Annotated in this window: 15 protein-coding genes and 3 rRNA genes; 8 read left to right on the plus strand and 10 right to left on the minus strand. The window is 68.9% G+C overall.

The window, feature by feature from the left end:
- Positions 1-158 precede the first annotated feature (158 nt).
- Positions 159-1,190: an Lrp/AsnC family transcriptional regulator gene (locus AC0VX6_RS00145; protein ID WP_475469472.1), complete on the plus strand. Its 1,032-nt coding sequence runs from the start codon at positions 159-161 to the stop codon at positions 1,188-1,190.
- A gap of 229 nt (positions 1,191-1,419) precedes the next feature.
- Here AC0VX6_RS00145 and paaZ read toward each other — a convergent pair whose 3' ends face one another.
- Positions 1,420-3,456 (minus strand): phenylacetic acid degradation bifunctional protein PaaZ, encoded by a 2,037-nt coding sequence (gene paaZ, locus AC0VX6_RS00150; protein ID WP_475467055.1) that lies wholly within the window; start codon positions 3,454-3,456, stop codon positions 1,420-1,422.
- A gap of 259 nt (positions 3,457-3,715) precedes the next feature.
- Here paaZ and AC0VX6_RS00155 point away from each other — a divergent pair, with 259 nt between their 5' ends.
- Together AC0VX6_RS00155 and AC0VX6_RS00160 are read left to right on the plus strand one after the other, a co-directional pair.
- Entirely contained in the window at positions 3,716-4,321 is a 606-nt protein-coding gene (locus tag AC0VX6_RS00155) for an RNA polymerase sigma factor (protein WP_475467056.1), read from the plus strand.
- Positions 4,318-5,412, plus strand: coding sequence for a CU044_5270 family protein (locus AC0VX6_RS00160; RefSeq protein ID WP_274975622.1), 1,095 nt, complete (start codon positions 4,318-4,320; stop codon positions 5,410-5,412). Before AC0VX6_RS00155 ends, AC0VX6_RS00160 begins: the two co-directional genes overlap by 4 nt.
- A gap of 256 nt (positions 5,413-5,668) precedes the next feature.
- Here AC0VX6_RS00160 and AC0VX6_RS00165 read toward each other — a convergent pair whose 3' ends face one another.
- Complete coding sequence (locus tag AC0VX6_RS00165) at positions 5,669-6,187, minus strand: YbaK/EbsC family protein (protein ID WP_475467057.1); 519 nt, start codon at positions 6,185-6,187, stop codon at positions 5,669-5,671.
- Positions 6,188-6,265: 78 nt separating this feature from the next.
- Positions 6,266-7,228: an ADP-ribosylglycohydrolase family protein gene (locus AC0VX6_RS00170; RefSeq protein ID WP_274975624.1), complete on the minus strand. Its 963-nt coding sequence runs from the start codon at positions 7,226-7,228 to the stop codon at positions 6,266-6,268.
- A gap of 121 nt (positions 7,229-7,349) precedes the next feature.
- On the opposite strand from AC0VX6_RS00170, the gene AC0VX6_RS00175 reads away from it, so the two are divergent.
- Positions 7,350-9,209, plus strand: coding sequence for a PASTA domain-containing protein (locus AC0VX6_RS00175; protein ID WP_475467059.1), 1,860 nt, complete (start codon positions 7,350-7,352; stop codon positions 9,207-9,209).
- Positions 9,210-10,109: 900 nt separating this feature from the next.
- On the opposite strand, the gene AC0VX6_RS00180 is transcribed toward AC0VX6_RS00175, so the two are convergent.
- The 6 genes from AC0VX6_RS00180 to AC0VX6_RS00205 form a co-directional block, all read right to left on the minus strand.
- The gene (locus AC0VX6_RS00180; RefSeq protein WP_212642029.1) at positions 10,110-10,343 is read right to left on the minus strand and encodes a hypothetical protein; all 234 of its coding nucleotides are present in this window, start codon (positions 10,341-10,343) and stop codon (positions 10,110-10,112) included.
- Positions 10,344-10,550: 207 nt separating this feature from the next.
- Entirely contained in the window at positions 10,551-11,045 is a 495-nt protein-coding gene (locus AC0VX6_RS00185) for a MarR family winged helix-turn-helix transcriptional regulator (RefSeq protein WP_274975626.1), read from the minus strand.
- Positions 11,046-11,222: 177 nt separating this feature from the next.
- On the minus strand, positions 11,223-12,863 hold the full coding sequence (locus AC0VX6_RS00190) for an AMP-binding protein (RefSeq protein WP_274975627.1): 1,641 nt from the start codon (positions 12,861-12,863) through the stop codon (positions 11,223-11,225).
- Positions 12,864-13,121: 258 nt separating this feature from the next.
- Positions 13,122-13,793 (minus strand): hypothetical protein, encoded by a 672-nt coding sequence (locus AC0VX6_RS00195; protein WP_274975628.1) that lies wholly within the window; start codon positions 13,791-13,793, stop codon positions 13,122-13,124.
- Between the two features lie 163 nt (positions 13,794-13,956).
- Positions 13,957-14,322, minus strand: coding sequence for a DUF6114 domain-containing protein (locus AC0VX6_RS00200; RefSeq protein WP_274978292.1), 366 nt, complete (start codon positions 14,320-14,322; stop codon positions 13,957-13,959).
- A 71-nt stretch (positions 14,323-14,393) separates the two neighbouring features.
- Positions 14,394-15,014, minus strand: a complete 621-nt coding sequence (locus tag AC0VX6_RS00205) for a DUF6230 family protein (RefSeq protein WP_475467062.1) — start codon at positions 15,012-15,014, stop codon at positions 14,394-14,396.
- Positions 15,015-15,961: 947 nt separating this feature from the next.
- On the opposite strand from AC0VX6_RS00205, the gene AC0VX6_RS00210 reads away from it, so the two are divergent.
- The 3 genes from AC0VX6_RS00210 (at position 15,962) to rrf (ending at position 21,130) form a co-directional block, all read left to right on the plus strand.
- Positions 15,962-17,494, plus strand: a 16S ribosomal RNA gene (locus AC0VX6_RS00210).
- A 318-nt stretch (positions 17,495-17,812) separates the two neighbouring features.
- Positions 17,813-20,910 (plus strand): 23S ribosomal RNA (locus AC0VX6_RS00215).
- Positions 20,911-21,014: 104 nt separating this feature from the next.
- Positions 21,015-21,130, plus strand: a 5S ribosomal RNA gene (gene rrf / locus AC0VX6_RS00220).
- The 16S, 23S and 5S rRNA genes sit together here, the layout of an rRNA operon.
- 1,021 nt (positions 21,131-22,151) lie before the next feature.
- Here rrf and AC0VX6_RS00225 read toward each other — a convergent pair.
- Positions 22,152-22,460, minus strand: coding sequence for a hypothetical protein (locus AC0VX6_RS00225; RefSeq protein WP_047869472.1), 309 nt, complete (start codon positions 22,458-22,460; stop codon positions 22,152-22,154).
- A 782-nt stretch (positions 22,461-23,242) separates the two neighbouring features.
- Here AC0VX6_RS00225 and AC0VX6_RS00230 point away from each other — a divergent pair.
- The gene (locus tag AC0VX6_RS00230; protein WP_302475379.1) at positions 23,243-24,100 is read left to right on the plus strand and encodes a helix-turn-helix domain-containing protein; all 858 of its coding nucleotides are present in this window, start codon (positions 23,243-23,245) and stop codon (positions 24,098-24,100) included.
- The last annotated feature ends 9 nt before the right edge of the window (positions 24,101-24,109 follow it).

Here is a 24,109-nt window from a genome sequence, read left to right on the forward strand (position 1 = left end):
CCCTGACGTCCGGGCGGGCTGGCGCCCCTCCCTCGCTGCGTTGACCAGTACATTGCATGTGTGGTGGATGGATATGTCAACCACCAGCGATAAAGTGGTGGAATCATTCATCTCATACGGCTTATTTGGTGACAGCGGTCTTGGCGGAGGCGGAAGCGGTGCTGGACGAACTCGACATGGACCTGGTCGCCGCCCTCCAGTTGGCGCCCCGGGCGCCGGTCAGCGCCCTGGCCGAGGCGGTGGGGAGTTCGGCGAGCACCGTGGGGCGGCGGCTCCAGCGCCTCCAGTCCGAGCGGTCCGTGCGCGTGGTCGGCCAGGTGGACTGGCCGCTGCTCTCCGACGCCCACCCGCACCACGTGTGGATCACCACCGCCCCCGGCCACTCGCGGCGGGTGGCCCGCCGCCTGGCGAAACGGCCCGAGACGCAGTTCACGGCCGTCACCAGCGGCGGGTCCGACGTCTACTGCGTCGTCCACCCCTTCCGCCGCGACCGGGCGGCGGACCTGCTCGCCGACGGGATCCCCTCGGTGGAGGGCGTGGCGGCCACACGGTCCGACCTGGTCCTGCGCGCGGTGAGCCGGGCCGACTCCTGGCGGCTGGACCGGCTCGACCCCGCGCGCTCCCGGGCGCTGGACCCCTACACCGACTCGGGGGAGAACGGGCCGTCGGATGAGTCCCGCGGCCCGCTCGGCGCGCAGGAGGCGTCCGTGGTGCGGATGCTGCACCGCGACGCGCGCACCGGTTCGGGAGAGGTCGCCCGCGCGCTCGGGGTCAGCCAGTCCACGGCCTACCGCCTCGTCCAGTCCGTGCTGGAGCGCCGCATGGTGCGCCCCCGGGTGGAGGTGGAACCCGCCCTGCTGGGCATGGGCGTGGAGGCGGTGCTGGCCCTGGAGGTCAGCCCGCGCGAGATCGGCGGCGTCGCCGACGCGCTGGGGGCGCACCCCTCCGCGCGCTACGTCTCGGTCGTGGCCGGGACCTCGTCCGTCATCCACCACGCGGTGTTCCGCGACGAGGCCGGGCTCGCCGACTTCCTCTCCGCGGACCTGGGGCGCCTCTCGGGCATCACGGGCCTGCGGGTCTCGGTGGTGCTGGACGTGCTGCGCCGCTACTGGACGGCGCGCGAGGGGGCGCGGCTCGGGCCGCCCGGCCCGTCGGCGCTGCTGGACGGGAAGCCGTCCGCCGGGGAGTGAGCGGCTGCCTCCGGGGCCGCGCACTCCTCCGGCTCACGGGCCGCCCGCCGGGAGCCCCGGCACACACGACGGCACCCCCGGCCACGCCACCGCCGGGGGCACCGCCTGTCGGGAAGTCGACATGTCTGTTCGACGCCGCGTCTGTTTGACGACGTGTCTACTTACCGACATGCCTGTCCGACGCTGTTCCCGCTTGCGGGCGCGTCCGTGCGCGGGAGCGCCGACGCGCCTACCCCTCCTCGCCCTTGGCGACCAGCGTGAGCACGTCGTAGGTGGCCACGGCCTCGCCGTCCTGGTCGGTGACCAGGGCGTCCCAGCGCACCTCGCCGTAGTCGGCGTTCGTGCGCGGGGTGATCTGCTTGGCGGTCAGCGTCACCCGGATCGTGGCGTCCTCCTTCACGGGGGTGAGGAAGCGCAGGTTGTCCACGCCGAAGTTGGCGAGCACCGGGCCCGGGGCCGGGTCCACGAACAGGCCGGCCGCCAGAGACACCACCAGGTAGCCGTGCGCCACGATCCCGCCGAACAGCGGGTTGGCGGCGGCGGCCTCCTCGTCGGTGTGCGCGTAGAACGTGTCGCCGGTGAACTCGGCGAAGTGGTCGATGTCGGCCCGGGTGACGGTGCGCTCCGCCGACCGGATCGTGTCGCCGATCCGCAGCTGCGACAGGTCCTTGCGGAACGGGTGCACGTCGCCCACGGTCCGCTCGGAGCCGGTGGTCCAGTGGCCGGTGATCGCGGTGACCATGTCCGGCGGGGCCTGCACGGCAGTGCGCTGCATGTGGTGCTTGACGCCGCGCACACCGCCCATCTCCTCGCCGCCGCCCGCGCGGCCGGGTCCGCCGTGCACCAGCACGGGCAGCGGCGAACCGTGGCCGGTGGACTCCTTGGCGTCGTCGCGGTTGAGCACCAGGATGCGCCCGTGCCAGGGCGCCAGCCCCAGGACGACCTCGCGCGCCACGTCGGGGTCGCGGGTGACGAGCGAACCCACCAGGCTGCCGCTGCCCCGGGCGGCCAGCTCCACGGCCTCGGCGACCCCGTCGTAGGCGATCACGGTGCTGACGGGACCGAAGGCCTCCACCTCGTGCGGCTCCCGCGCGCCGGGCTCGGCGCGCAGCAGGACCGGGGACATGAACGCGCCCGCCTCGTCGTCGGCCCCGACGACCTCCACGCTCTCCGGGTCGCCGTAGACGACCTCGCTGGTGGCGCGCAGGGCCTTGACCGCCTTGCGGACCTCCTCGCGCTGGTCGAGCGAGACCAGGGCGCCCATCCGCGTGTCCGGGTGGTCGGCCGCGCCGACCACCACCCTGGCCAGGCGTTCGGTCAGGGCCCCGGTGACGGCCTCCGCCATCGCCGCGGGCACGATGACGCGGCGGATGGCGGTGCACTTCTGCCCGGCCTTGACCGTCATCTCGGTGACGACCTGCTTGACGTAGAGGTCGAACTCGGGGTCCTCCTCGGTCACGTCCGGGCCGAGGACCGAGCAGTTGAGGGAGTCGGCCTCGACGTTGAGCTGCACGCCCCCGCTGACCACGTTGGGGTGGTTGCGCAGGATGGCGCCGGTGGCGGCGGACCCCGTGAAGCCCACGACGTCCTGCGGGCCCAGGGCGTCGAGCAGGCCCCGGTGGCTGCCGACGAGGAGCTGGAGGGAGCCCTCGGGCAGCAGACCCGACTCGACCATGCGCCGCACGACCGCGGCGGTGAGGTAGGCGGTCTGCCCGGCGGGCTTGACGATGCTGGGCATCCCCGCGAGGAAGGCGGGGGCGAGCTTCTCCAGCATGCCCCACACCGGGAAGTTGAAGGCGTTGATCTGCACGGCCACGCCCGGGCGGGACGTGTACACGTGCTGGCCCACGAACGTGCCCTGTCTGCCGAGCGGCTCCAGGGGCCCGTCCAGGATGACGGTGGAGTTGGGCAGCTCGCGGCGGCCCTTGCTGGAGAAGCTGAAGAGCGTGCCGAAACCGCCGTCCACGTCCACGGCGGTGTCCCGGGCGGTCGCGCCGGTCCGGTGGGAGAGGGCGTAGAACTCCTCCTTGTACCCCGTCAGGTGCTTGGCGACCTCCTTGAGGATGTTCGCGCGCTGGTGGAAGGTGAGCGCGCGCAGCGCGGGGCCGCCGACGGTCCGCGCATGGTCGACCATCCCCGCGACGTCGGGGCCGTCGGACGAGATCCGGGCGACGGTCTCCCCGGTGTTCGCGTCGGCCAGGGGCGCGCCCTCGTCCGCGGGGGTGAACCATGCTCCCCGCGCGTAGCTCTGGAGTGTTTCGGGCACCGGACGGTCCTCTCCTCGGGCTGTGCTCTCTGACGAACAGTATTACAGACCGATCGGTCAGTAAATAGTCCCGGGGGAACCGCGCCGCTTCCCACCTGCCCTTTCCCCGGTTGTCCACAGGGCCGCGCGGAGGACCGGCCCGGTCCCCCGGGCCGCCGGCGGGAGAACCCGTGCGCCCGCGCACGCGAATCCCGCTCCGACGCTGTAACACGGAGGCCCCACCGGACAGAAGGGTGTGAGACCGCACGGAAGGAAGTCGATGAGCAGTGAGGACACGGACACGGACACGGACACGGAGGAACCCGCGAAGAGCGAGTTCACCCGGTTCTTCGAGCGCTACCACGGCGACGTGTACCGATACGCCGTGCGCCGCCTGGGCCCGGACCGCGCGGACGACGTCGCCGCCGAGACTTTCGGCGTCGCCTGGCGCAGGTACGACCGCCTGCCCAAGGACCAGCCCCTGCCCTGGCTCTACGGGGTGGCGCGCAACGTCATCCGGACCCGGCTGCGCGGCGATCGCCGCCGAGGAGAGGTGCTCAGCGCCGATGCCTCCGCGAACGTCCCCGGCACGGCCGACACCGTCCGCCAGGTGGAGGAGCGCGACGCCGCGCTGCGCGCCCTGGACCGGCTCAGCGCCACCGACCGCGAACTGGTGATGCTCCTGGCCTGGGAGGGCCTGGAACCGGCCGAGGCGGCCCGGGCCCTGGGCTGCACCACTGCCACCGTGCGTGTGCGCCTGCACCGGGTCCGCCGCCGGATCGAGCGCTTCCTGGACTCCTCGCCCCCGGCTCGCCGGGACCAGTCCCCACCGCGTCCGGCGACGCCGGGCCCCACGCACGTCCGAGTTCCCGTGGAGGAGAAGTGAACCGTAACCCCGCCAGCCGCGGCTTGCGCGGCGACACCGAAGCCGTGCGCGGAATGCTCGCCGCACACGATCCCGCGGCCTCAGTCCGCCCCGACCCCGCGGCCCGCGACCTCGCCCGGATCGAGGCGATCGCCTCGGGCGACCGCCTCCGGGACCGCGGTCTGTCCCCCCGGCGCACCGCCCCGCGCCTGGCGCTGGGCGCCGCCGCGTTCACCGCCGTGGCCGTGCTCGGGACCCTGGGCTGGAACTCCGTCCAGCCCGCGTACGCCGGTCCGCCTCCCGCGCCGCTGGAGGTCCCCCTGGCCGCCGACGCGCCCGCGGGCCGCGAGCACCTCCTCGCCCTGGCGGAGGCCGCCGAGGAGCAGCCCCCGCCGCCCGTCGGGGGAGAAGTCGCCTACGTGCACACCGCGGAGTGGACTCTCACCTACTCCCAGGACGCCGACACCGGCGAGGCGGGCTGGGGCGTCCTGCCGACGGACGAGCAGGTCTGGCGCACCCCGCACCAGTCCGGGCGCAGCGTCTCCGCCCCGAGCCTCCCCGAGCACGGGGGCGGCGACCCCGCCCCGCTCCGGTGGCTCTTCGAGAGCGGGCCCGAGGAGTTCGAGTGGGGCGGCGGCGAGGGCGGGAACGGCATGTTCTTCACCGTGGAGCCCGACAGCCTCTCCGCGGCCCCGGACCGGCTCGCTGAGCAGCTCCTGGCGGTCGGCGGCCAGGATTCCGGGGCCACGCCGGACCCCTCCCCCGCGGCCGGGCTCGTGTACGCCCTCCAGTTGCTGTACGAGGAGGCCCCGGTCGGCCCCGACGTGCAGGCCGCCGCGCTGCGCGCGCTCGCCGGGCAGGAGGACGTGCGGTACGCGGGCACGGCCAGGGACCGCGAAGGGCGCGAGGGCGAGCTGTTCCTGGTCGAGGAGGACGCCGGGGACGGCGTCGTCCTGGAGCGCAGGATCATGTTCGACGCCGACACGGGCACGCCGCTCTACCACGAGACGGTTGCCGTGGAGTCGCCTGGTGAGGAGGGGCTGCCGAGGGTGAACAACTACACCGTGCTGGTGGAGACCGCCTGGGTGGCGGAGGTCGGCGCCGCCCCCTGACCACCGCCCCCTGACCGCCGCTCCCGACGCCGGGAGCGACGCCGGGAGCGGAACCGGGACCGGCACTGGGACCGGGACCGGACGCGCACCGCTCGGTAGCAGCTCGGAACCAGCCGCAAACGGGGGCGGAGCACGCCGAAACCACACATCGATTTGTCGACATTCGTACCCGAAAGGCGACGAGTCCGCAGATGGACGTGTCGACACACGGCCGGGCGCCCCGCCCGGCCGCGTGGCCGCTCCCCTACCTGGTCAGCTACCTGGTCAGCGCCAGGACCTCGGCGCCCGGCAGGTCCGCGAGCAGCTTGCCGGGCACCAGCAGCTTGGAACGGCGCACCCCGCTGCCCACCACGACCCCGGCCTCGGCGGCGACCGCCTCGTCAACCAGGACCGGCCACCCCTCCGGCAGGCCGAGCGGCGTGATGCCGCCGTACTCCATCCCGGTCAGCCCGGTGGCCTCGTCCATCGGCGCGAACGAGATCTTGCGGGCGCCGAGGCGGCGGCGGACGATCCCGTTGACGTCGGCGCGCTGGGTGGCCAGCACCATGCACGCCGCGTAGGACACCTCGCCGCCGCGCCTGGCCGCGACCACCACGCAGTTCGCGCTGGTGGCCAGGGGCATCCCGTACCGTTCGCAGAACTGCGCCGTGTCCGCGAGCTCCGGATCGATGGGCGCCACACGCGCGTCCCCACGGCCGCGCACCGCGGCCAGGACCGGGTCGGCCAGCAGCTCCGGGTGCTCGTCCGCACGTACCCAGTTCAGTCCACCGGACATGGCACACCTCGATGTCGTCGTGAAGGTCGTTCGGAGGGGGTCCTCCGACGAGGGGACACCGCCAGGCTAACCGCCGCCTCAGCGGCGCCCGGCGATCCGCAGCGCCAGTTCGGCCAGGTCTCCGGCCCGGTAGCCGGGCCACCCGTGCACCGCCTCCAGGTACTCCCCCGGGATCGCGCCCGCGCCCCACCGGGCGCCGAGCAGCGCCCCGGCGATCGCGGCCACGGTGTCGGTGTCGTCGCCCGCGCGCACGGCGGCCCGCAGCGCCGGGGTGAACCCGTCCGGCTCGTGTACCACGGCCGACCACGCCGCCTGGAGGGCGGTGACCACGAACCCGTTGGGGCTGAAGGCCCGCGGCGGGCGCTCCTCGGCCTCGTCCAGCCACCTCGCCCACGCGCCGCGCCGCCCGGGCGGCAGCAGCTCCAGGCCCGCGCGCACGCCCGCCAGGTCCCCGTAAGCGACCGCGTGCCGGATCCCCTCGCACCACAGCACGCAGGCCTCGGAGGCCAGCGGGTCGCCGTGGGTGAGGCGGCTGTAGCGGTCGGCCGCCGCGGCCAGGCCCTCCGGGTCGTCCGGGTAGGCCAGGGCCAGCGGCCCCGTGCGCATGAGCGACCCGTTGCCCGCGCTCGGCACCCCCTCGGTGAAGCGCTCCGCCGCCGCCCGCTCCATGACCTCGGCCACATCCGGACGCCGGTAGGCGTGTCCGGCACGGCGCATCACCCACGCCGTCTGGTTGCCGATGTCGGTGGCGCCCTCGTTCCTCCAGCGCAGGAAGGCGTCCGCCGTGTGTCGCAGCGCCTCCGCCGACAGCGGGTCGCGGTGCTCGCGCAGGGCCTCGGCGATGCACACGGCCATCTGGGTGTCGTCGGAGTACTCGCCCGGGGCGTAGGGGCCCAGGCCGCCGCCGACCATCTCCGGGACCCTGTCCTCGGCGAGCGGCGGACCGAACTCGTAGGGAACGCCCAGGGCGTCGCCGCACGCCGCGCCGAGCAGGACGCCGGCCGCGCGGTCCTCGCGGGTTCCGGGGGAGGGGAGGTTCACAGGGGCCTCACAACGTTTCGGTACCAGGGATGCTGCGAGTCGACCCTACTGTTCGGTGCATGTCCGCATAAGGACCGGGAACGGGGGGTCGGGGAGGGTACGGGGACATAGAATCCGTCCCATGGAGACCCCCACTCCCGATCCCCTCTTCGGCATCACGCTGCACGAGCGCTACATCCTCGGGAAGCGGCTGCGCAGCGGCGCCTCGGGAACCGTCCACGCCGCGCACGACCTCGGCGGCGACCAGACCGTCACGGTCACCGTGCTGCACCCCTGGCTGGTGGGCGACCACGGCGCCGTGCACGCGTTCCTGGACCGTGCCCAGACCCTGGAGGGCCTGTCCCACCCGGGGGTCGCCCGGGTCCTGGGCCACGGCCGCGACGGCGACCACGTGTACGCGGTCGGCGAGTACCTGCCGGGGCACACCCTCGCGGAGGCGTTGGGCGAGGGCGGCGGCGGGCTGCGCTACCCGGTGCAGGCGGCGCTGGCCATCGTGGCCGGGACGCTCACCGCGCTCGACGCCGCCCACGGCGCGGGCGTCGTGCACGGCGCGCTCGACCCCCACACGGTCGTGGTGGACGGTGCGGGAGGCGTGCGGGTCACCGGCTTCCCCCTGCTCTTCGACGCGGAGGAGGACGCCGGTCCCGAGACCCGTACCGACGTGCACGCCGTCGGGCGGCTCCTGTACACGCTCCTGACCGGCGTGCCCGCGGACCCGGAGGCCCATCCCCTGCGGCCCTCGGCCGTCATCCCCGGCCTGCCCTCCGACCTGGACATGCTGGTCGCCAACGCCACCGACCCCAACCCGCGCTACCGCCCGCGCGACGCGGGACAGTACCTCACCGTGGTCGAACAGGTGCTGCGGTCGCTGCCCGGGGCCCCGGTGGACACCGCCGACGTCGACACCCGACCCATCCCCGTGATCACCGACGCCCCGCCGGAGCGCGGGGAGGAGCGCGCCGCGCCGGTCCCGCTGTGGCGGCGCGTCCCCGTCCTGGTCACCGCGGGCGTGCTGGTCCTGGTCCTGTTCGCGGCCGGGTGGGCGCTGGTCCCGGACGACCGCGTCGCGCTGCCCGACCTCGTGGGCGCCTCCAGCGAGCAGGCCGAGGAGCGGCTGGCCGGGCTGGGCATGGACCTGGCCGTGCGCTTCGAGGACGCCTACAGCGACACCGTCGGTGCCGGGGCGGTCGCCGACAGCACCCCCGCACCCGGCAGCGACGTGGCGCGGGGAACCGAGGTCCTGCTGCACGTCTCCACCGGGCCGCGGCACTCCGAGGTTCCCGACGTGGTCGGCGGCACCGAGAACGAGGCGCGCGAGACACTGCGCCAGGCCGGGTTCACCGGTATCGAGATCGTCCAGGAGCACTCCCCCGACCAACCCCCGGGCACCGTCCTGTCCACCGCGCCCGCGGCGGGCGAGGAGGGCGACCGCGAGGAGCCGGTCGTGCTCAGCGTGAGCGAGGGCGTCATCGTCCCCACGCTGATCGGCATGGGCCGGGAGGAGGCCGCGACCGCCCTGGCCGGACTCGGCCTGGTCGTACAGGTCACCGAGGAGCACCACGACACCGCGCCCGTCGGCGAGGTCAGCGGGCAGAACCCCGAACCCGGCACGATCCTGCCGGAGGAGGCCGCCGTCTCCCTCACCGTCTCCCTCGGCCCGGAGCCGGAGGAGGAAGAGGAGGAGTCCGAGGAGGAGGCCTCCCCCTCCGACGAGGACGACCCCCGCGCCGAGGAGGAGGAACAGGACGGCCGGGGCGACCAGGGCGGCTGGGGCGGCCGGGGAGATGACGACGACGACCGCGGACGCGGCGACGGAGGCGGCGGCTCCTGCGACGCCCCCCAGTGGAGCGAGGGCACCGTGTACGACACCGGCGACCGCGTCCAGCACGAGGGCCGTGAGTACGAGGCGCGCTGGTGGATCCAGGGCTACCCGCCGAGCAGCGACCAGTGGGGCGTGTGGGAGGACAAGGGCTCCTGCTGAGGCGCGCACGGCGGCCTCAACCTTCCCCCACACGCTGTCGGCGGCCTTCCCTGCCGCGACCGCCGAGAAGTAGACGACCCGGCGCACGTGCCCGGTCAGGGTGGCCACCGTCTCCCCGATCCCCTCGGCGCCGTACCCCGGTCAGAGCAGGTACGCTCCGCCGCGCCCTATGCCAGCCCCGTTGCACCCGGCGCCAGCCCGGGCTCTACGGGTGTCTGGTTGCCTTTGCCAGCAGGTTCTACGTCAACCCCCACGGGTGAACGGCCACCGCACATGCCACCCCAACCCCCTACGGCGCACCGCCGCTGAGCGCTCTACGGGTGCCTTGTTGCCGTCAGCGGCGGGCTCTACGTCAACCCCCCGAGACCTTCCCGCCAGCCCGGGCTCTACGGGTGCCTGGTTGCTGACGCAGCGACGCTCTACAACTTGCGGACCCCCTACGACGCGCGGTCACGCGCGGGGCTTCATGGCCGCTCTTGGTCTGAACCGTGTACCCCCGCTCACGGAGGGCTGAGGGAGACTCCCGGTGGGCGTTCCCACCGGCGACCTCCCGAACGCCTTCGTGACGCCCACCAGGCACCCCACATGACCGGCGTGCAGGGATCTCCTTCGGCAAGTTCGCCGGGCGAACTTGCTCTCAGTCGGTCCCCGCCCCCAGCACTGAACCTCGGAGCCTGTGCCCACCACGACCACCCACCCCCCAGGGGCTGACGGGGAACCCGCAACCTCTACGGGTGCCTGGCCAGTCACCAGCGCCGGGTGGTGTGGGGGTTCCCCGCCGCGCCGGGCCCGACAGGAAATCGTGCGTCGTCATGGCAGCAAACTAGGCGTGCCGCCGCGAGCGGGGGATGGGGACGCCGGACACACCCCCGGGCGCGTGACCGTGGTCTCCGGAGCCTGTCAGGCCCCGCCCCCGCCGCGCGCGAGGCGCCCGAAGTGGCTCACCGCCGCGCCCAGGGCGAAGTGCGCGGCCTGGTGCTCGGTCATCGGGACCACCCCGGCCGGGACGGTCACCCGGAAGGGGAACTCCTCGTCCGGCCGGATGCGGAAGTCGTCAATCACTCCCTGGGACAGGAGCATGGTCAGGGCCTCGCGGACCTGCCCGCTGCGGTTGTCTGACGCCCAGATCGACATGTCCCCAACCCTAGCCCGACGGCGGCCCTCCCTCGGGTGGAACGGCTAGCACTCCCACGGGCCGACAACGTAGACGGGCGGGCCGCGACCGCGACCCGCCCGTGCTCCGGAGGACGGACACGACCCCCGTGGTGTCCGTCCCCGCCGCCCGTCGCTGCCGTCCGTCGTCCCCCGACGGCGGACGCGGCGGACGGAGTCCGTGGCGCTTCAGCCGCCCTCGGGCAGCTGGGCCTGTCCCGCGAGGACGTTCGCGGTCAGGCGGCGCAGCGCCAGCCTGGTGGCCTCGAACTCCTCCTCGGGGAGGTCGATGACCCTCCCGATCGCCTCCGGGATCCCCTCGGCGCGCTCCCTGAGCCGCCCGCCCTCCTCCGTGAGGACGACGAGGACGGAGCGCTCGTCCCGCGGATCGCGTCCCCGGACCAGCAGTCCCCGGGCCTCCAGCCGCTTGAGCAGCGGTGTGAGGGTCCCGTAGTCCAGTTGGAGCACGGAACCGAAGTCCTTCACCCAGCACTCGCCGCGCTCCCAGAGCAGCATCATCACCAGGTACTGGGGATAGGTCAGCCCCAACGGCTCCAGCAGCGGCCGGTACAGGTTGGTGACCGCACGCGAGGCCGCGTAGAGGGCGAAGCACATCTGCTCGTCCACTGCGGGAAGAGGGAAGCCGCCCGCGGGGGCGGGGGATCGGTCGGCCATCGCCACCATCGTAGTTACCCCGCGCCCGATTTCCAAAGCCCGCAATTACCTTGCGCACAAAGAAAAGTGGTACGGGGTTCCCCATGTGCGCCGAACGGGGTCGTCGCAGGTCGGAACGGGCGCCTTCACCGCGTCCCGGAGTCCCCGCCGTCACCCGCCGTCGCACGGGCACGAGAACCCACCGGCCTATCCGCGCTCCTCCTGACGGGGCAGCAGGCGCTTGACCACCTTGCCCGTGGCGTTGCGCGGCAACTCGTCCACGACCACCACGTCACGCGGCACCGAGAACCGCCCGAGCACCCGCCGCACGTGCATCCGCACCTGGTTCGGGTCCACTCCCCCGCCCTCGTACGGCACCACGTACGCCGCGAACCGCTGCCCGAACTCCTCGTCGGGCACACCCGTCACCACGACCTCACGCACCTCGGGAAGCGTCACGATCGCCTCCTCCACCGGCCGGGGGAACACGTTCTCCCCACCCGAGACGATCATGTCGTCGTCCCGCCCCGCCACGTGCAACAGCCCGCTCGCGTCCACGTGGCCCCGGTCGCCGGTCTCCATCAACCCGTCCGCGACCCTCCTGCTCCGACCGTCCGTGTAGCCGTCGAAGAGCATGTCGTTGCCGACATGGATCGACCCCTCCGTCCCCGGAGGCACCTCCGCCCCACCGGAGTCCAGGACCGCGATCCGTGTTCCCAGGGGCGGACGGCCCGCCGTCGTCGGCGACAGCCGCATCTCCCCGGGCGTCGCGATCGTCGCCCACGACACCTCGGTCGACCCGTACAGGTTGTAGAGCACGTCACCGAACGCGTCCATGAAGCCCGTGATCAGCTGCGGGCTCATCGCCGAGCCGCTGCACGCCACGATCCGCAGCGACGACGTGTCGTACCGCTCGCGCGTGGACCGGGGCAGGTCCATGATCCGCCGCAGCATCACCGGCACCGCGAACAGCGCCGTGCACCGCTCCTCCTGGACCGTGTGCAGCGCGTCCTCCGGCTCGAACAGCCGCCTCATCACCAGACAGGCGCGCATCGACATGCCCAGCTGCACACCCGCCAGCCCCCATGTGTGGAAGATCGGCGCCGACACCAGGATGCGGTCCGAGGAGCGCAGCGGGATGCGCGACAGCACCGACGCCGCGTCCTGCGGACCCCTCGGAGTGGGCCTCCGCGCCCCCTTGGGCGTGCCCGTCGTCCCCGAGGTCAGCACGACCAGCCGACCGGGGCGCTCCGGCGGCTCCGGGTCGGCCTCCGAGACCTCCCGCGCCAGCCACGGCAGCCCCGAGCCCCCGTCGGAGGGCTCCCCCCAGGCCGTCAGCCGCACGACACCGGGACCGAGCTCGGCGCACATCCCCTCGAACTCGGCGTCGGCGACGACCACCGACACCCCGTTGTCCCGCACGGTCCCGGCCAGCTGACCCGACGACAGCCCCGTGTTCAGCAGCACGGTGTCGGCTCCCAGGCGCCCGCAGGCCACCATCGTCTGCACGAAACCGCTGTGGTTGCGGCACAGCACGCCCACGCGCGCACCCGCGCCCACACCCGTGCGGCGCAGGTCCCGGGCCAGCTCGCGGCCGCGCAGGTTCATCTCGCGGAAGGTCGTGGGACCCCGCTCGTCGACGACCGCGAGGGCGTCGGGCACGCGCTCGTTCGCGGCGGCGTAGCCCCCGGCGATCGTGGCGCCCCACACGCGCAGCGCGCGGAGCTGGCGGGCGACCCTGTCGGGGCGTCCCGGGCTGAGCACACCGGCGCGGACGAGCACCCGCACCGTTTCCAGGACGTGTCGCGTGCGGGAGGGGGCGGGCGGGCCTTCGGCGTTGGGCGCCATGGTGTCTCCGAGGGGCCGACGGGGACGGGCGAAGCGTTCCGCGCCTCACCGGGGAGCCTTCGCCGCGTGACTCCCCGGAAGTACTGCGACCGTAGGCGAGGAACCCCCGCCGTTTCTCCGTCCCCGGATGAGTCCCCGCCGACGCGCGGTTGTCACCCCCGTACGAAGGACGGGCGCGCGGGAACCCCTCGGGCACCGCGGCGGGGCCGCCGCGCGCACCGCGCGGCGGCCCCGGGCAGCTGCCACGGTCGGTGGGAGCTAGCCGGTCACTGTGATGGGCGAGGGCGGGTCGTCGGCGTTGGTCACCTCGTAGACCGCCTCGAAGGGGGCCTCCGTCGCGCTCGTCGGGCAGCCGAACCCGCCCGTCACCTCGACCGGGGCCGCGGTGTCGAAGGCCAGGGTCGAGGAGGGCGAACCGTTGGTCCACGTGCCGCCGATGGCGGCGGGCGCGTCAGGGCTGACCGTCGCGGTGCACGAGGCCAGGCCGCTCGTGGTCACCACGATGCCCCCGGCGGGGATCACCATGGTGCCGACGGTCGGCGACCCGTGCTGCATGGTCATCTCCCACACGGGGTCGGCCACGGTGACCGTCGCGGACACGAAGGGGACGTTGGTCGAGCAGTCCGTGAAGCCCGGCGCGTTGATGGTCGAGGAGACCGCGCCGCCGGGGTTGTGGTTGCCGGGAGCCGCGGGAACCAGGTTGTTCCCGTTGCCCGGAGAGGTGGACGACGCGTCGCAGGTCACCACGACGCCGCCGGCGGTGAAGGTGGCGCTGCCGCTCAGGGCGGCCTCGAAGGCCGCTCCGGCGGGCGTCACCGTGGTCGGACCCTGCTGGGCGGAGGCGCTGCCGCCCCAGGCCAGGGCCAGGACACCCGCCGCGACCGTCGCCAGGAGGGCGCGGGCGGGGGATATCGGTCGCGGAACCGACATGGGTACTCCTTGTGTGTGACGGCCGGACGGCACACGGATGCGCCGCACGGCGGGGTCGGGGGGTTGTACGCGCCGAATCGGTAGACGTGGTTTTCCTGTGGCCTCCGGGAACACACGGGCCCGTGACGCTCTCCGCGTGTGTCCCCGGTGGTACGGGGCCGGTTCAGTCCCCGGCTCGGGGGTTCGAAGGGGCCTCCGCGCCCTCTTCCCGGCGCCTCCGCCCTCTTCCCCTCCGCCGGGGCGGCCGGGCGATCGGCCGCCAGGAGAAGGCCAGCCCGCCACCGGCCAGCGCCAGCAGGGTGCCGACCACCAGACCGCCCAGGTTGGACAGGATGAGCGCGCCCAGACCGAGGAACCCCGCCAGCGAACCGGTGATGACGTGCTGGTTCGGGGTGAACCAGGTGACCAGCCCCAGAACGGCGAGCATGCCGCCGAACATCAGCGAGGAGACCCCGCCGACACCGGTCTGGATCATCAGCTCCACCGGCATCGCGACGAGCGAGGCCATGACGGCGCCGGAGAGGATCATCAGGAGCCCTCCCGCGAAGGGACGGCGCTTGCGCCATACGCGCCAGCGCGCACCCGCGCTCCGCGACGGCTTCAGAAGCACTCGTCGTCCCCCATGCTGATGCCCAGGCTCAGGCCGGAGAGGCGGAAGGTCCCGGCGCTGGCGGTCCTGGCCGTCTGCTCCAGGTCCTCGATCACGATGGTGTCGGACTGCATGCCGAACAGGTCGTTGAACCCCCGAGACCCCTCCGGGCCCTGGTCGAGGGTGCCCGCGTCGCGGCCGATCTCGATGTTCTCGAAGGAGGCGTTGCCGTCCATCTGCGACATGTCGATCACCAGGTTCTCCGCGACGACCGGGGTGCCCTGGTCACCGGCGGTCAACCGGAGCGAGATCTGCCCGACGATGGGGAACTCGGTCAGGACCGACTGGCACAGCCCCTGGATCTCGGCCTCCCGGATCCCGGCGACGGCCACCGGCACGGCCTCCTCACGGACCGTCTGGTCGAGCCAGCCGTACTGGACGAAGCCCTCGCCGTTCAGCTCCTCCGCGGAGATCTTGAAGTCCTGACCGGAGACGGTGAAGGAGGCGGCGAGGGCGCCCTGGGCCATGGCGACCAGGATGCCGCCCACGGCCACGCCCGCCGGGATCGAGAAGAGCGCGAAGCGCTTCCAGCTGGTGTGGCTCTCGGGGGCGTCGGGGGATGTGGTGTCCATGCATGTCCTTCCGTGGGTGCATGGCCGCGCTGCGCCTGCCGTCCCCCCGAACCTTCGGCACGCGGCCTGGTCGCGGTCGTCCCCGTCTGTCGGGGCGCCGGACCAGAGTCCGTTCCGGTAACGCTGCACATCATGTATTGCATCCGAGAGGATTTCAAGGGTGTTCTCCGAACTTTCCCGCCTTTTCCGATTTTCACGCCAAACACGGGTATGGCACTGTTGTCGGCTGCTCTGAGCTGCGCGAACGCGCGAATGTGCTTGTCGGGGGCGCGGCACCGCATTTGACGGTGAGCGCTCTTTGTCATTCCGGTGAGCGTTCTTCCGCGCCCGTCTTCTCAACCGGGTGAGTCGTCGGCGGCCGCTCCCGTGTCCGTGCCCGGGTGCGCGCGTGAGTCGATGTGTGAGCGGCGACACGTGGGCTGCGGTTTGCTCGGTGTTCACGAGGGGGGTAGTGTTCTCCGAGTCGCCACGGGACGGCGAGCGGCCTTCGGGCCGACTCGGAACCGGACCGGGTCCGGCGACACCCCTCCTCCTCTCAAACGAACCGGTTCGAGCACTGCTCTTCATCGGCTAGGCTTCGGGAGGCGCTTCCAAGGAAACACGGAAGCGAAACAGGAAACGGGCTTTACCCCGATCAGAAACACCACAAACCGCCGATTTGGCGGGGCGCGGAACACCTGATAAAGTAAAGACACAACAAAGCGGAAACGCACAACGCCTTCGGCGGAAAAGCTCACAGCAGCTTGTACACGAAGAGCGGTTGTTTCTTGAGAACTCAACAGCGCGTGTTTGATTTTCTTTAAGCCATGTTTGTTTTGGCCCCGTCACACAGAACCATTCCGGTTCGTGTGCGGAGGTTCCTTTGATTAGCCGGGGTAACCCGGTTGGTCAGGATTGCTTCTAGGTTTACCCGCCCAGGCCTCACGGCCGGGTCGGGTTGAGTGACCTTTATGGAGAGTTTGATCCTGGCTCAGGACGAACGCTGGCGGCGTGCTTAACACATGCAAGTCGAGCGGTAAGGCCCTTCGGGGTACACGAGCGGCGAACGGGTGAGTAACACGTGAGCAACCTGCCCCTGACTCCGGGATAAGCGGTGGAAACGCCGTCTAATACCGGATACGACCCGCCACCTCATGGTGGAGGGTGGAAAGTTTTTCGGTCAGGGATGGGCTCGCGGCCTATCAGCTTGTTGGTGGGGTAACGGCCTACCAAGGCGATTACGGGTAGCCGGCCTGAGAGGGCGACCGGCCACACTGGGACTGAGACACGGCCCAGACTCCTGCGGGAGGCAGCAGTGGGGAATATTGCGCAATGGGCGAAAGCCTGACGCAGCGACGCCGCGTGGGGGATGACGGCCTTCGGGTTGTAAACCTCTTTTACCACCAACGCAGGCTCGAAGTTCTCTTCGGGTTGACGGTAGGTGGGGAATAAGGACCGGCTAACTACGTGCCAGCAGCCGCGGTAATACGTAGGGTCCGAGCGTTGTCCGGAATTATTGGGCGTAAAGAGCTCGTAGGCGGCGTGTCGCGTCTGCTGTGAAAGACCGGGGCTTAACTCCGGTTCTGCAGTGGATACGGGCATGCTAGAGGTAGGTAGGGGAGACTGGAATTCCTGGTGTAGCGGTGAAATGCGCAGATATCAGGAGGAACACCGGTGGCGAAGGCGGGTCTCTGGGCCTTACCTGACGCTGAGGAGCGAAAGCATGGGGAGCGAACAGGATTAGATACCCTGGTAGTCCATGCCGTAAACGTTGGGCGCTAGGTGTGGGGACTTTCCACGGTTTCCGCGCCGTAGCTAACGCATTAAGCGCCCCGCCTGGGGAGTACGGCCGCAAGGCTAAAACTCAAAGGAATTGACGGGGGCCCGCACAAGCGGCGGAGCATGTTGCTTAATTCGACGCAACGCGAAGAACCTTACCAAGGTTTGACATCACCCGTGGACTCGCAGAGATGTGAGGTCATTTAGTTGGCGGGTGACAGGTGGTGCATGGCTGTCGTCAGCTCGTGTCGTGAGATGTTGGGTTAAGTCCCGCAACGAGCGCAACCCTTGTTCCATGTTGCCAGCACGTAATGGTGGGGACTCATGGGAGACTGCCGGGGTCAACTCGGAGGAAGGTGGGGATGACGTCAAGTCATCATGCCCCTTATGTCTTGGGCTGCAAACATGCTACAATGGCCGGTACAATGGGCGTGCGATACCGTAAGGTGGAGCGAATCCCTAAAAGCCGGTCTCAGTTCGGATTGGGGTCTGCAACTCGACCCCATGAAGGTGGAGTCGCTAGTAATCGCGGATCAGCAACGCCGCGGTGAATACGTTCCCGGGCCTTGTACACACCGCCCGTCACGTCATGAAAGTCGGCAACACCCGAAACTTGCGGCCTAACCCCTTGTGGGAGGGAGTGAGTGAAGGTGGGGCTGGCGATTGGGACGAAGTCGTAACAAGGTAGCCGTACCGGAAGGTGCGGCTGGATCACCTCCTTTCTAAGGAGTCTTTACAGGTCGGCATTACTTCTACAGCCGGCCGGACTCGAAAGTGGACCTGGTGCTGCGTGCAGTATCCAGGATGGCTCAAAGACAAATTGAACTTGACCTCGGGCGACTAGAAGCGTCCGGGGGCGCGCTGTTGGGTGTCTGAGGAAACAACCTCTGCTCCGTTGTGGAGTGGGTGTTGGTTCCCGCGGACCGCCTCTGAGAACTCTCGGTTCCTTGCCGTTGTGGCTGGGGATGTGAGTGGTGTTGGGGTATGCGGTTGGTGTTTTGATTTGTGAATAGTGTGCGCGAGCATCTTATTATCTGTAGTGGCCAAGTGATAGTGGCACACGGTGGATGCCTTGGCACCAGGCGCCGATGAAGGACGTGGGAGGCCGCGATAGGCCACGGGGAGCTGTCAACCGAGCTGTGATCCGTGGGTGTCCGAATGGGGAAACCTAGCCCGAGTTGTGTCGGGTTGCCGCCATCTGAATGTATAGGGTGGTTGGTGGTGACGCGGGGAAGTGAAACATCTCAGTACCCGTAGGAAGAGTAAACAACAGTGATTCTCCTAGTAGTGGTGAGCGAACGGGGAAGAGGCTAAACCGTAGGCGTGTGATAGACGGCAGTCGTTGCGTTTGCGGGGTTGTGGGATGCGTCTGTCTGGGTCTGCCGACCTGGAGCGCTGAGTGGTTCTTGTAGCTGAAGCCGTTGGGAAGCGGTACCGGAGTGGGTGAGAGTCCCGTAGGTGTAGGAAGAACCTAGGTGTTGGATGTATTCCCGAGTAGCGCGGAGCCCGTGAAAGTCCGTGTGAATCTGGCAGGACCACCTGCTAAGCCAAAATACGTCCTGGTGACCGATAGTGCACTAGTACCGTGAGGGAAAGGTGAAAAGTGCCCCGGTGAGGGGTCGTGAAATAGTACCTGAAACCGTGTGCTGTCAAGCCGTCAGAGCTGAACTTCGTGTTTGGTGATGGCGTGCCTTTTGAAGAATGAGCCTGCGAGTCATGGTGTGTGGCGAGGTTAACCCGGGTGGGGTAGCCGTAGGGAAACCGAGTCTGAATAGGGCGATTTGAGTCGCATGCTGTGGACCCGAAGCGGAGTGATCTACCCATGTCCAGGGTGAAGCGGGGGTAAGACCTCGTGGAGGCCCGAACCCACCAGGGTTGAAAACCTGGGGGATGAGGTGTGGGTAGGGGTGAAAGGCCAATCAAACTCCGTGATAGCTGGTTCTCCCCGAAATGCATTTAGGTGCAGCGTCGCGTGTTTCTTGCTGGAGGTAGAGCTACTGTTTGGCTGATGGGCCCGACAAGGTTACTGACGTCAGACAAACTCCGAATGCCGGTTAAGTGAAGCGTGGCAGTGAGACTGCGGGGGATAAGCTTCGTAGTCGAGAGGGAAACAGCCCAGATCATCAGCTAAGGCCCCTAAGCGTGTGCTAAGTGGGAAAGGTTGTGGAGTTGCTGAGACAACCAGGAGGTTGGCTTAGAAGCAGCCATCCTTTAAAGAGTGCGTAATAGCTCACTGGTCAAGTGGTTCTGCGCCGATAATGTAGCGGGGCTAAAGCACACCGCCGAAGCTGTGAAGCTCAAGACTAGTTTCTTGGGTTGGTAGGGGAGCGTCGTGCGTCCGGTGAAGCTGCCGAGTGATCGTGTGGTGGAGGGCGTGCGAGTGAGAATGCAGGCATGAGTAGCGAAAGCAACGTGAGAAACGTTGCCGCCGATTGACTAAGGGTTCCTGGGGCAGGTTAATCCGCCCAGGGTGAGTCTGGACCTAAGGCGAGGCCGACAGGCGTAGTCGATGGATAACGGGTTGATATTCCCGTACCCGTGCACGAGCGTCCAGTACTGAATCAGGTGATGCTAACCACGCTGGTGGTCTTGGGTCCCTTCGGGGAGCTTTGACTTACTGGTCTGGGAACCGAGCTTGTAGTAGGTAAGTGATGGGGTGACGCAGGAGGGTAGCTCTACCCGGCGGTGGTTGTCCGGGGGTAAGCGTGTAGGCTGAGAGGTTGGCAAATCCGCCTCTCATGTGAGCTGAGACGTGATGCCGAGCCGTTTTTGGTGAAGTGAGTGATCCCATGCTGTCGAGAAAAGCCTCTAGCGAGTTCGTGTGTGGCCAGTACCCTAAACCGACGCAGGTGGTCAGGTAGAGAATACCGAGGCGTTCGGGTGAACCATGGTTAAGGAACTCGGCAAATTGTCCCCGTAACTTTGGGAGAAGGGGAGCCCTGTCTGGTGACGGATCTTGCATCCTGAGCTGGGTGGGGTCGCAGATAGCGGGGGGAAGCGACTGTTTATTAAAAACACAGGTCCGTGCGAAGTCGTAAGACGCTGTATACGGACTGACGCCTGCCCGGTGCTGGAACGTTAAGAGGACTGGTTAGTGGGGGTTCGCCCCTGCGAAGCTGGGAATCTAAGCGCCAGTAAACGGCGGTGGTAACTATAACCATCCTAAGGTAGCGAAATTCCTTGTCGGGTAAGTTCCGACCTGCACGAATGGCGTAACGACTTCCCCACTGTCTCAACCATGGGCCCGGTGAAATTGCACTACGAGTAAAGATGCTCGTTTCGCGCAGCAGGACGGAAAGACCCCGGGACCTTCACTATAGCTTGACATTGGTGTTTGGGATGGTTTGTGTAGGATAGGTGGGAGCCGGTGAAGCTGTCACGCTAGTGGCGGTGGAGGCGTTGGTGAAATACCACTCTGACTGTTTCGGGCATCTAACTTTGGACCGTGATCCGGTTCGGGGACAGTGTCTGGTGGGTAGTTTAACTGGGGCGGTTGCCTCCCAAAGAGTAACGGAGGCGCCCAAAGGTTCCCTCAGCCTGGTTGGTAATCAGGTGTTGAGTGTAAGTGCACAAGGGAGCTTGACTGTGAGACGGACGTGTCGAGCAGGAGCGAAAGCTGGGACTAGTGATCCGGCACCGGCGTGTGGAAGCGGTGTCGCTCAACGGCTAAAAGGTACCCCGGGGATAACAGGCTGATCTTCCCCAAGAGTCCATATCGACGGGATGGTTTGGCACCTCGATGTCGGCTCGTCGCATCCTGGGGCTGGAGTTGGTCCCAAGGGTTGGGCTGTTCGCCCATTAAAGCGGCACGCGAGCTGGGTTTAGAACGTCGTGAGACAGTTCGGTCCCTATCCGCTGTGCGCGTTGGAGACTTGAGAAGGGCTGTCCCTAGTACGAGAGGACCGGGACGGACGAACCTCTGGTGTGCCAGTTGTCCTGCCAAGGGCATGGCTGGTTGGCTACGTTCGGGAGGGATAACCGCTGAAAGCATCTAAGCGGGAAGCTTGCTTCGAGATGAGGTCTCCTGCCTCCTTGAGGGGGTAAGGCTCCCTATAGACGATGGGGTTGATAGGCCGGGTGTGGAAGCCTTGTGAGGGGTGGAGCTGACCGGTACTAATAGGCCGAGGGCTTGTCCGCTGCAGATAATTGGATGTTCGCGCACACTTTTCACGGAGTTTACTGCTCACTGTGATTCCCTGCCCTGTGGGGGTGGGTGGAGTTGGGTGGGTGGTGTGTGGTTTCCGTGGTGGTTATTGCTGGAGGGTCACACCCGGTCTCTTTCCGAACCCGGTCGTTAAGTCTCTTTGCGCTGATGGTACTGCCCTGTGGTGGGGTGGGAGAGTAGGTCGCTGCCACGGTTTTTCTTGAAGGAGGGGTGGGGTTGCCTGTTAGGGGTGGCCCTGCCTCTCTTTTTTGTGGGGGTGGGGTGCCTGTTAGGGCGGGTCCGCCCCTTTTTTTTGTGTGGGGGTTTGTGCGTTTGTGAACGTTGGGGTGGGTGTGCGGGGGTGTGGGTGCCTGGGTGGGCCCCCTGTTTCCAGTCAACCGGATGCGGGCGTGTCGGTGCCAGGGCCTGTTGCGTGCTGTGGACAACCCGCACCAGGCCCTCAATGGAAGCGCGCGGGCTGACGCCGTACCCGGGAGGCGGGACATGGCAGGCCTCCGCCTACTGCGTCGCCCAGGTGAGGAAAGGACTCTCACCGCTGCACGGACGACCGCTGGGCGGCTCGTCCTCCTCGCCCGGCTCGACGACAGGCACGCAGGGGAGCGCAACACGGAGGCGCGAGTCACGGAGGCGCGAGTCACGGAGGCCCCTTCGCGGCGCACGCTGAGCACCGCGGTCACAGCGGCCTCGTCGTGCGCCTGGGGGGAAGGGGTGGGGGACCCGCGTCGGGGGACTGCCTCTGGTTAGTCCTCGTCGGCTTCCGGAATGTCGATGAGCTGCCGCAGCAGCGCAAAGAAGTCTTCTTCGCTCATCGCCGACCAGTCCACGTACTCGTTCATGGTCTGCGATTTTCCCCAACCCGGGACTGATAAGCCTGTGTTCGCCGTATTGGTTCGGGAAGTCTGGGTTAACGAGCCGTTAGCGCAGGTGGTCGGCTTGGTCCTCGGAAGCCTGGAGGGCCTGCCGGATCCACTGAAGGGCCTACCGGATCACACCCACGCCCCCGGCCGAAAGAAACCGAAACCTGTCCCCGACCTCTCCCCCGGCGATGCGCCCAGACGTACGGGACACCAGGACGCGGCGCGGGAACGGTCGGCTGTTCGGCACGCCGTTCGAGCCCCCGTGGTCAGACGTTCCGGACTCCCGCCGGTCAGGTGTTCGCTTCCGCCGCTGCCCTCCGTCGCCGGTGGCGCCTCCGAGTACCCCTCGACAGCGCCTCAGACGCGCTGCTGGAGAGCTCCCCGGCACTCGGGGCACCGGCACCGCTTGTTGTACCCGGTGACGGTCCCGTGCGGCAGGGAGGGGTCACGCTGCTCGGTGAGCGTGAAGTCGAGCTGGTCGCCGAAGGCCGTGAGGATACGGCCGGTCGAGAAGACCTGGGCCGGGCTGACGTCGAGTTCGGCCGCGGCCTCGTCGATGTGCTTCCCCATCCGGAGTTTCGCGATGAGACGGGAGCGGGTGCTCGGCGGCATCTCCGCCTCCGCGTTCGCGATCAGCTGCTCGGCGTCGTCAATGGGGTAGCTCATGGGTTTCCTCTATGTGTACGGTTACGCCCGCCGAAGCAGGCACCTCAAGCATCGTACGCGGTTTCTCCACGCTGGCATCAAGGTGAGACATACAGGACAGGAGTATGCAGGCGCCCCTGCCAGCTCTTCGATCACCGCGTCTCTGGGGCACCGCGGCTCTCAGTTCACCGTTCAGCGCTCCGCCGAGGACACCGGGTCCGCCGCATCGCGGTCCCGAAACAGGCCGACAGAGCCGGGGCGTACCGAAGGCCACGACCTTCCCCGGAGTTTCGGTCGTGTTCTGGGAACCCGGATTTCGCGAAGGTCCCAGAACCCGGCGGCCGATGTGATTCCTGGTGCACTGGCCTGGTGCGCTTGTTATTACTGTTACCCCTGTTGTTCCCGTTGCTCCTGTTTCTCAAGGGCCTAGAGAAAAACCTTCCATCCTCCTCCTTCGGCCTTCCACGTCCTTGCCGCCACTCGCCCTCGCCCCCACTCCTGTTCCGCCCAGGCCTTCGCCGCCACTCGCCGTTCCGTTTCCCTCCGCAGCTCCGCCCCCCTGTCACACCCACCGGGACCTCGTCCGCCTCCGACCCCGCTCCACTCTCCCCCCGTTCCCCGCCGGGGCTCCCCCGGTCCCCGCCCTCATGACGAAAGGCGGGTTTGCCGTTCCATCGCCCGGGTTTCCGCCCTCCGTAATGCATCGAATCGGCAGCTGTTTTCTAGAAACTCATTGCTAGATGCTAGGCGGCGTGTTTCGCTGGTGGTACACCTCCGCCACTCTGCGTCATGGGATCATCGTTATGGCCAGTCCCACGGTCCGTCGTCGACGGCTGTCCGCCGAACTCCGCCGCCACCGCGTACGGGCGGGTATGACCCTCAGCGATGTCGCGGACGAGCTGGAGTGGTCCCCGGCCAAGCTCGGCCACATCGAGACCGGTATCCGCAAGTGGCCGTCGGTCATGGAGATCTCCGCCCTCCTGCGCCTGTACGGCGTCACGGGAGGGCAGCGGGAGGCCATCCTGACCCTCGTCCGGGAGTCGCGCCTGCGTCCCTGGTGGACCGAGTACGAGGACGTCCTGTCCTCCGCGTACGTGGGCAACGAGGCGGGCGCCGTCTCCGTGCAGTCCTACGCGGGCATACTCGTCCCCGACCTCCTCCAGGTGCCCGACTACACCGCGGCGGTGGCGCGGGCCCTGGGCCACGGCGAGCGCACCGTCGAACGCATGGTGGCCGCCTACCTCAAGCGCCAGGAGGTCCTGGACCACGGCGGCCCCGACCTCGGCTCCTCCGGCAGCCTCGTCCGCTACCACGCCATCGTCGAGGAGGACGCCCTCCAGCGGGTGTCCGGGAACCGCGAACTGCTGCGCGCGCAGACCAGCCGCATCGTGGAGCTGGCCACGGGCTCCGATCGGGTGACGGTCCAGCTCCTGCCGACCTCGGCGGGCCCGCACCCCGGCGTCGCCGGGCCCTTCTCCGTCCTGGAGTTCGACGAGGACGAGGCGGCCCTGGTCTATGTCGAGGCCACCCAGGGCGGCTCCATCGTGGAGGCGGAGGAGTCGGTCGCGGCCTGCAAGCGGGTGTGGTCCGAACTCACCCGGATCGCTGCTCCTCCGCAGGCCAGCCTGGGTATCCTGCGCCGGATGGCACTGCTGACCTGAGGTCCCGCG

The organism is Nocardiopsis sp. iso_25, from assembly GCF_056173305.1.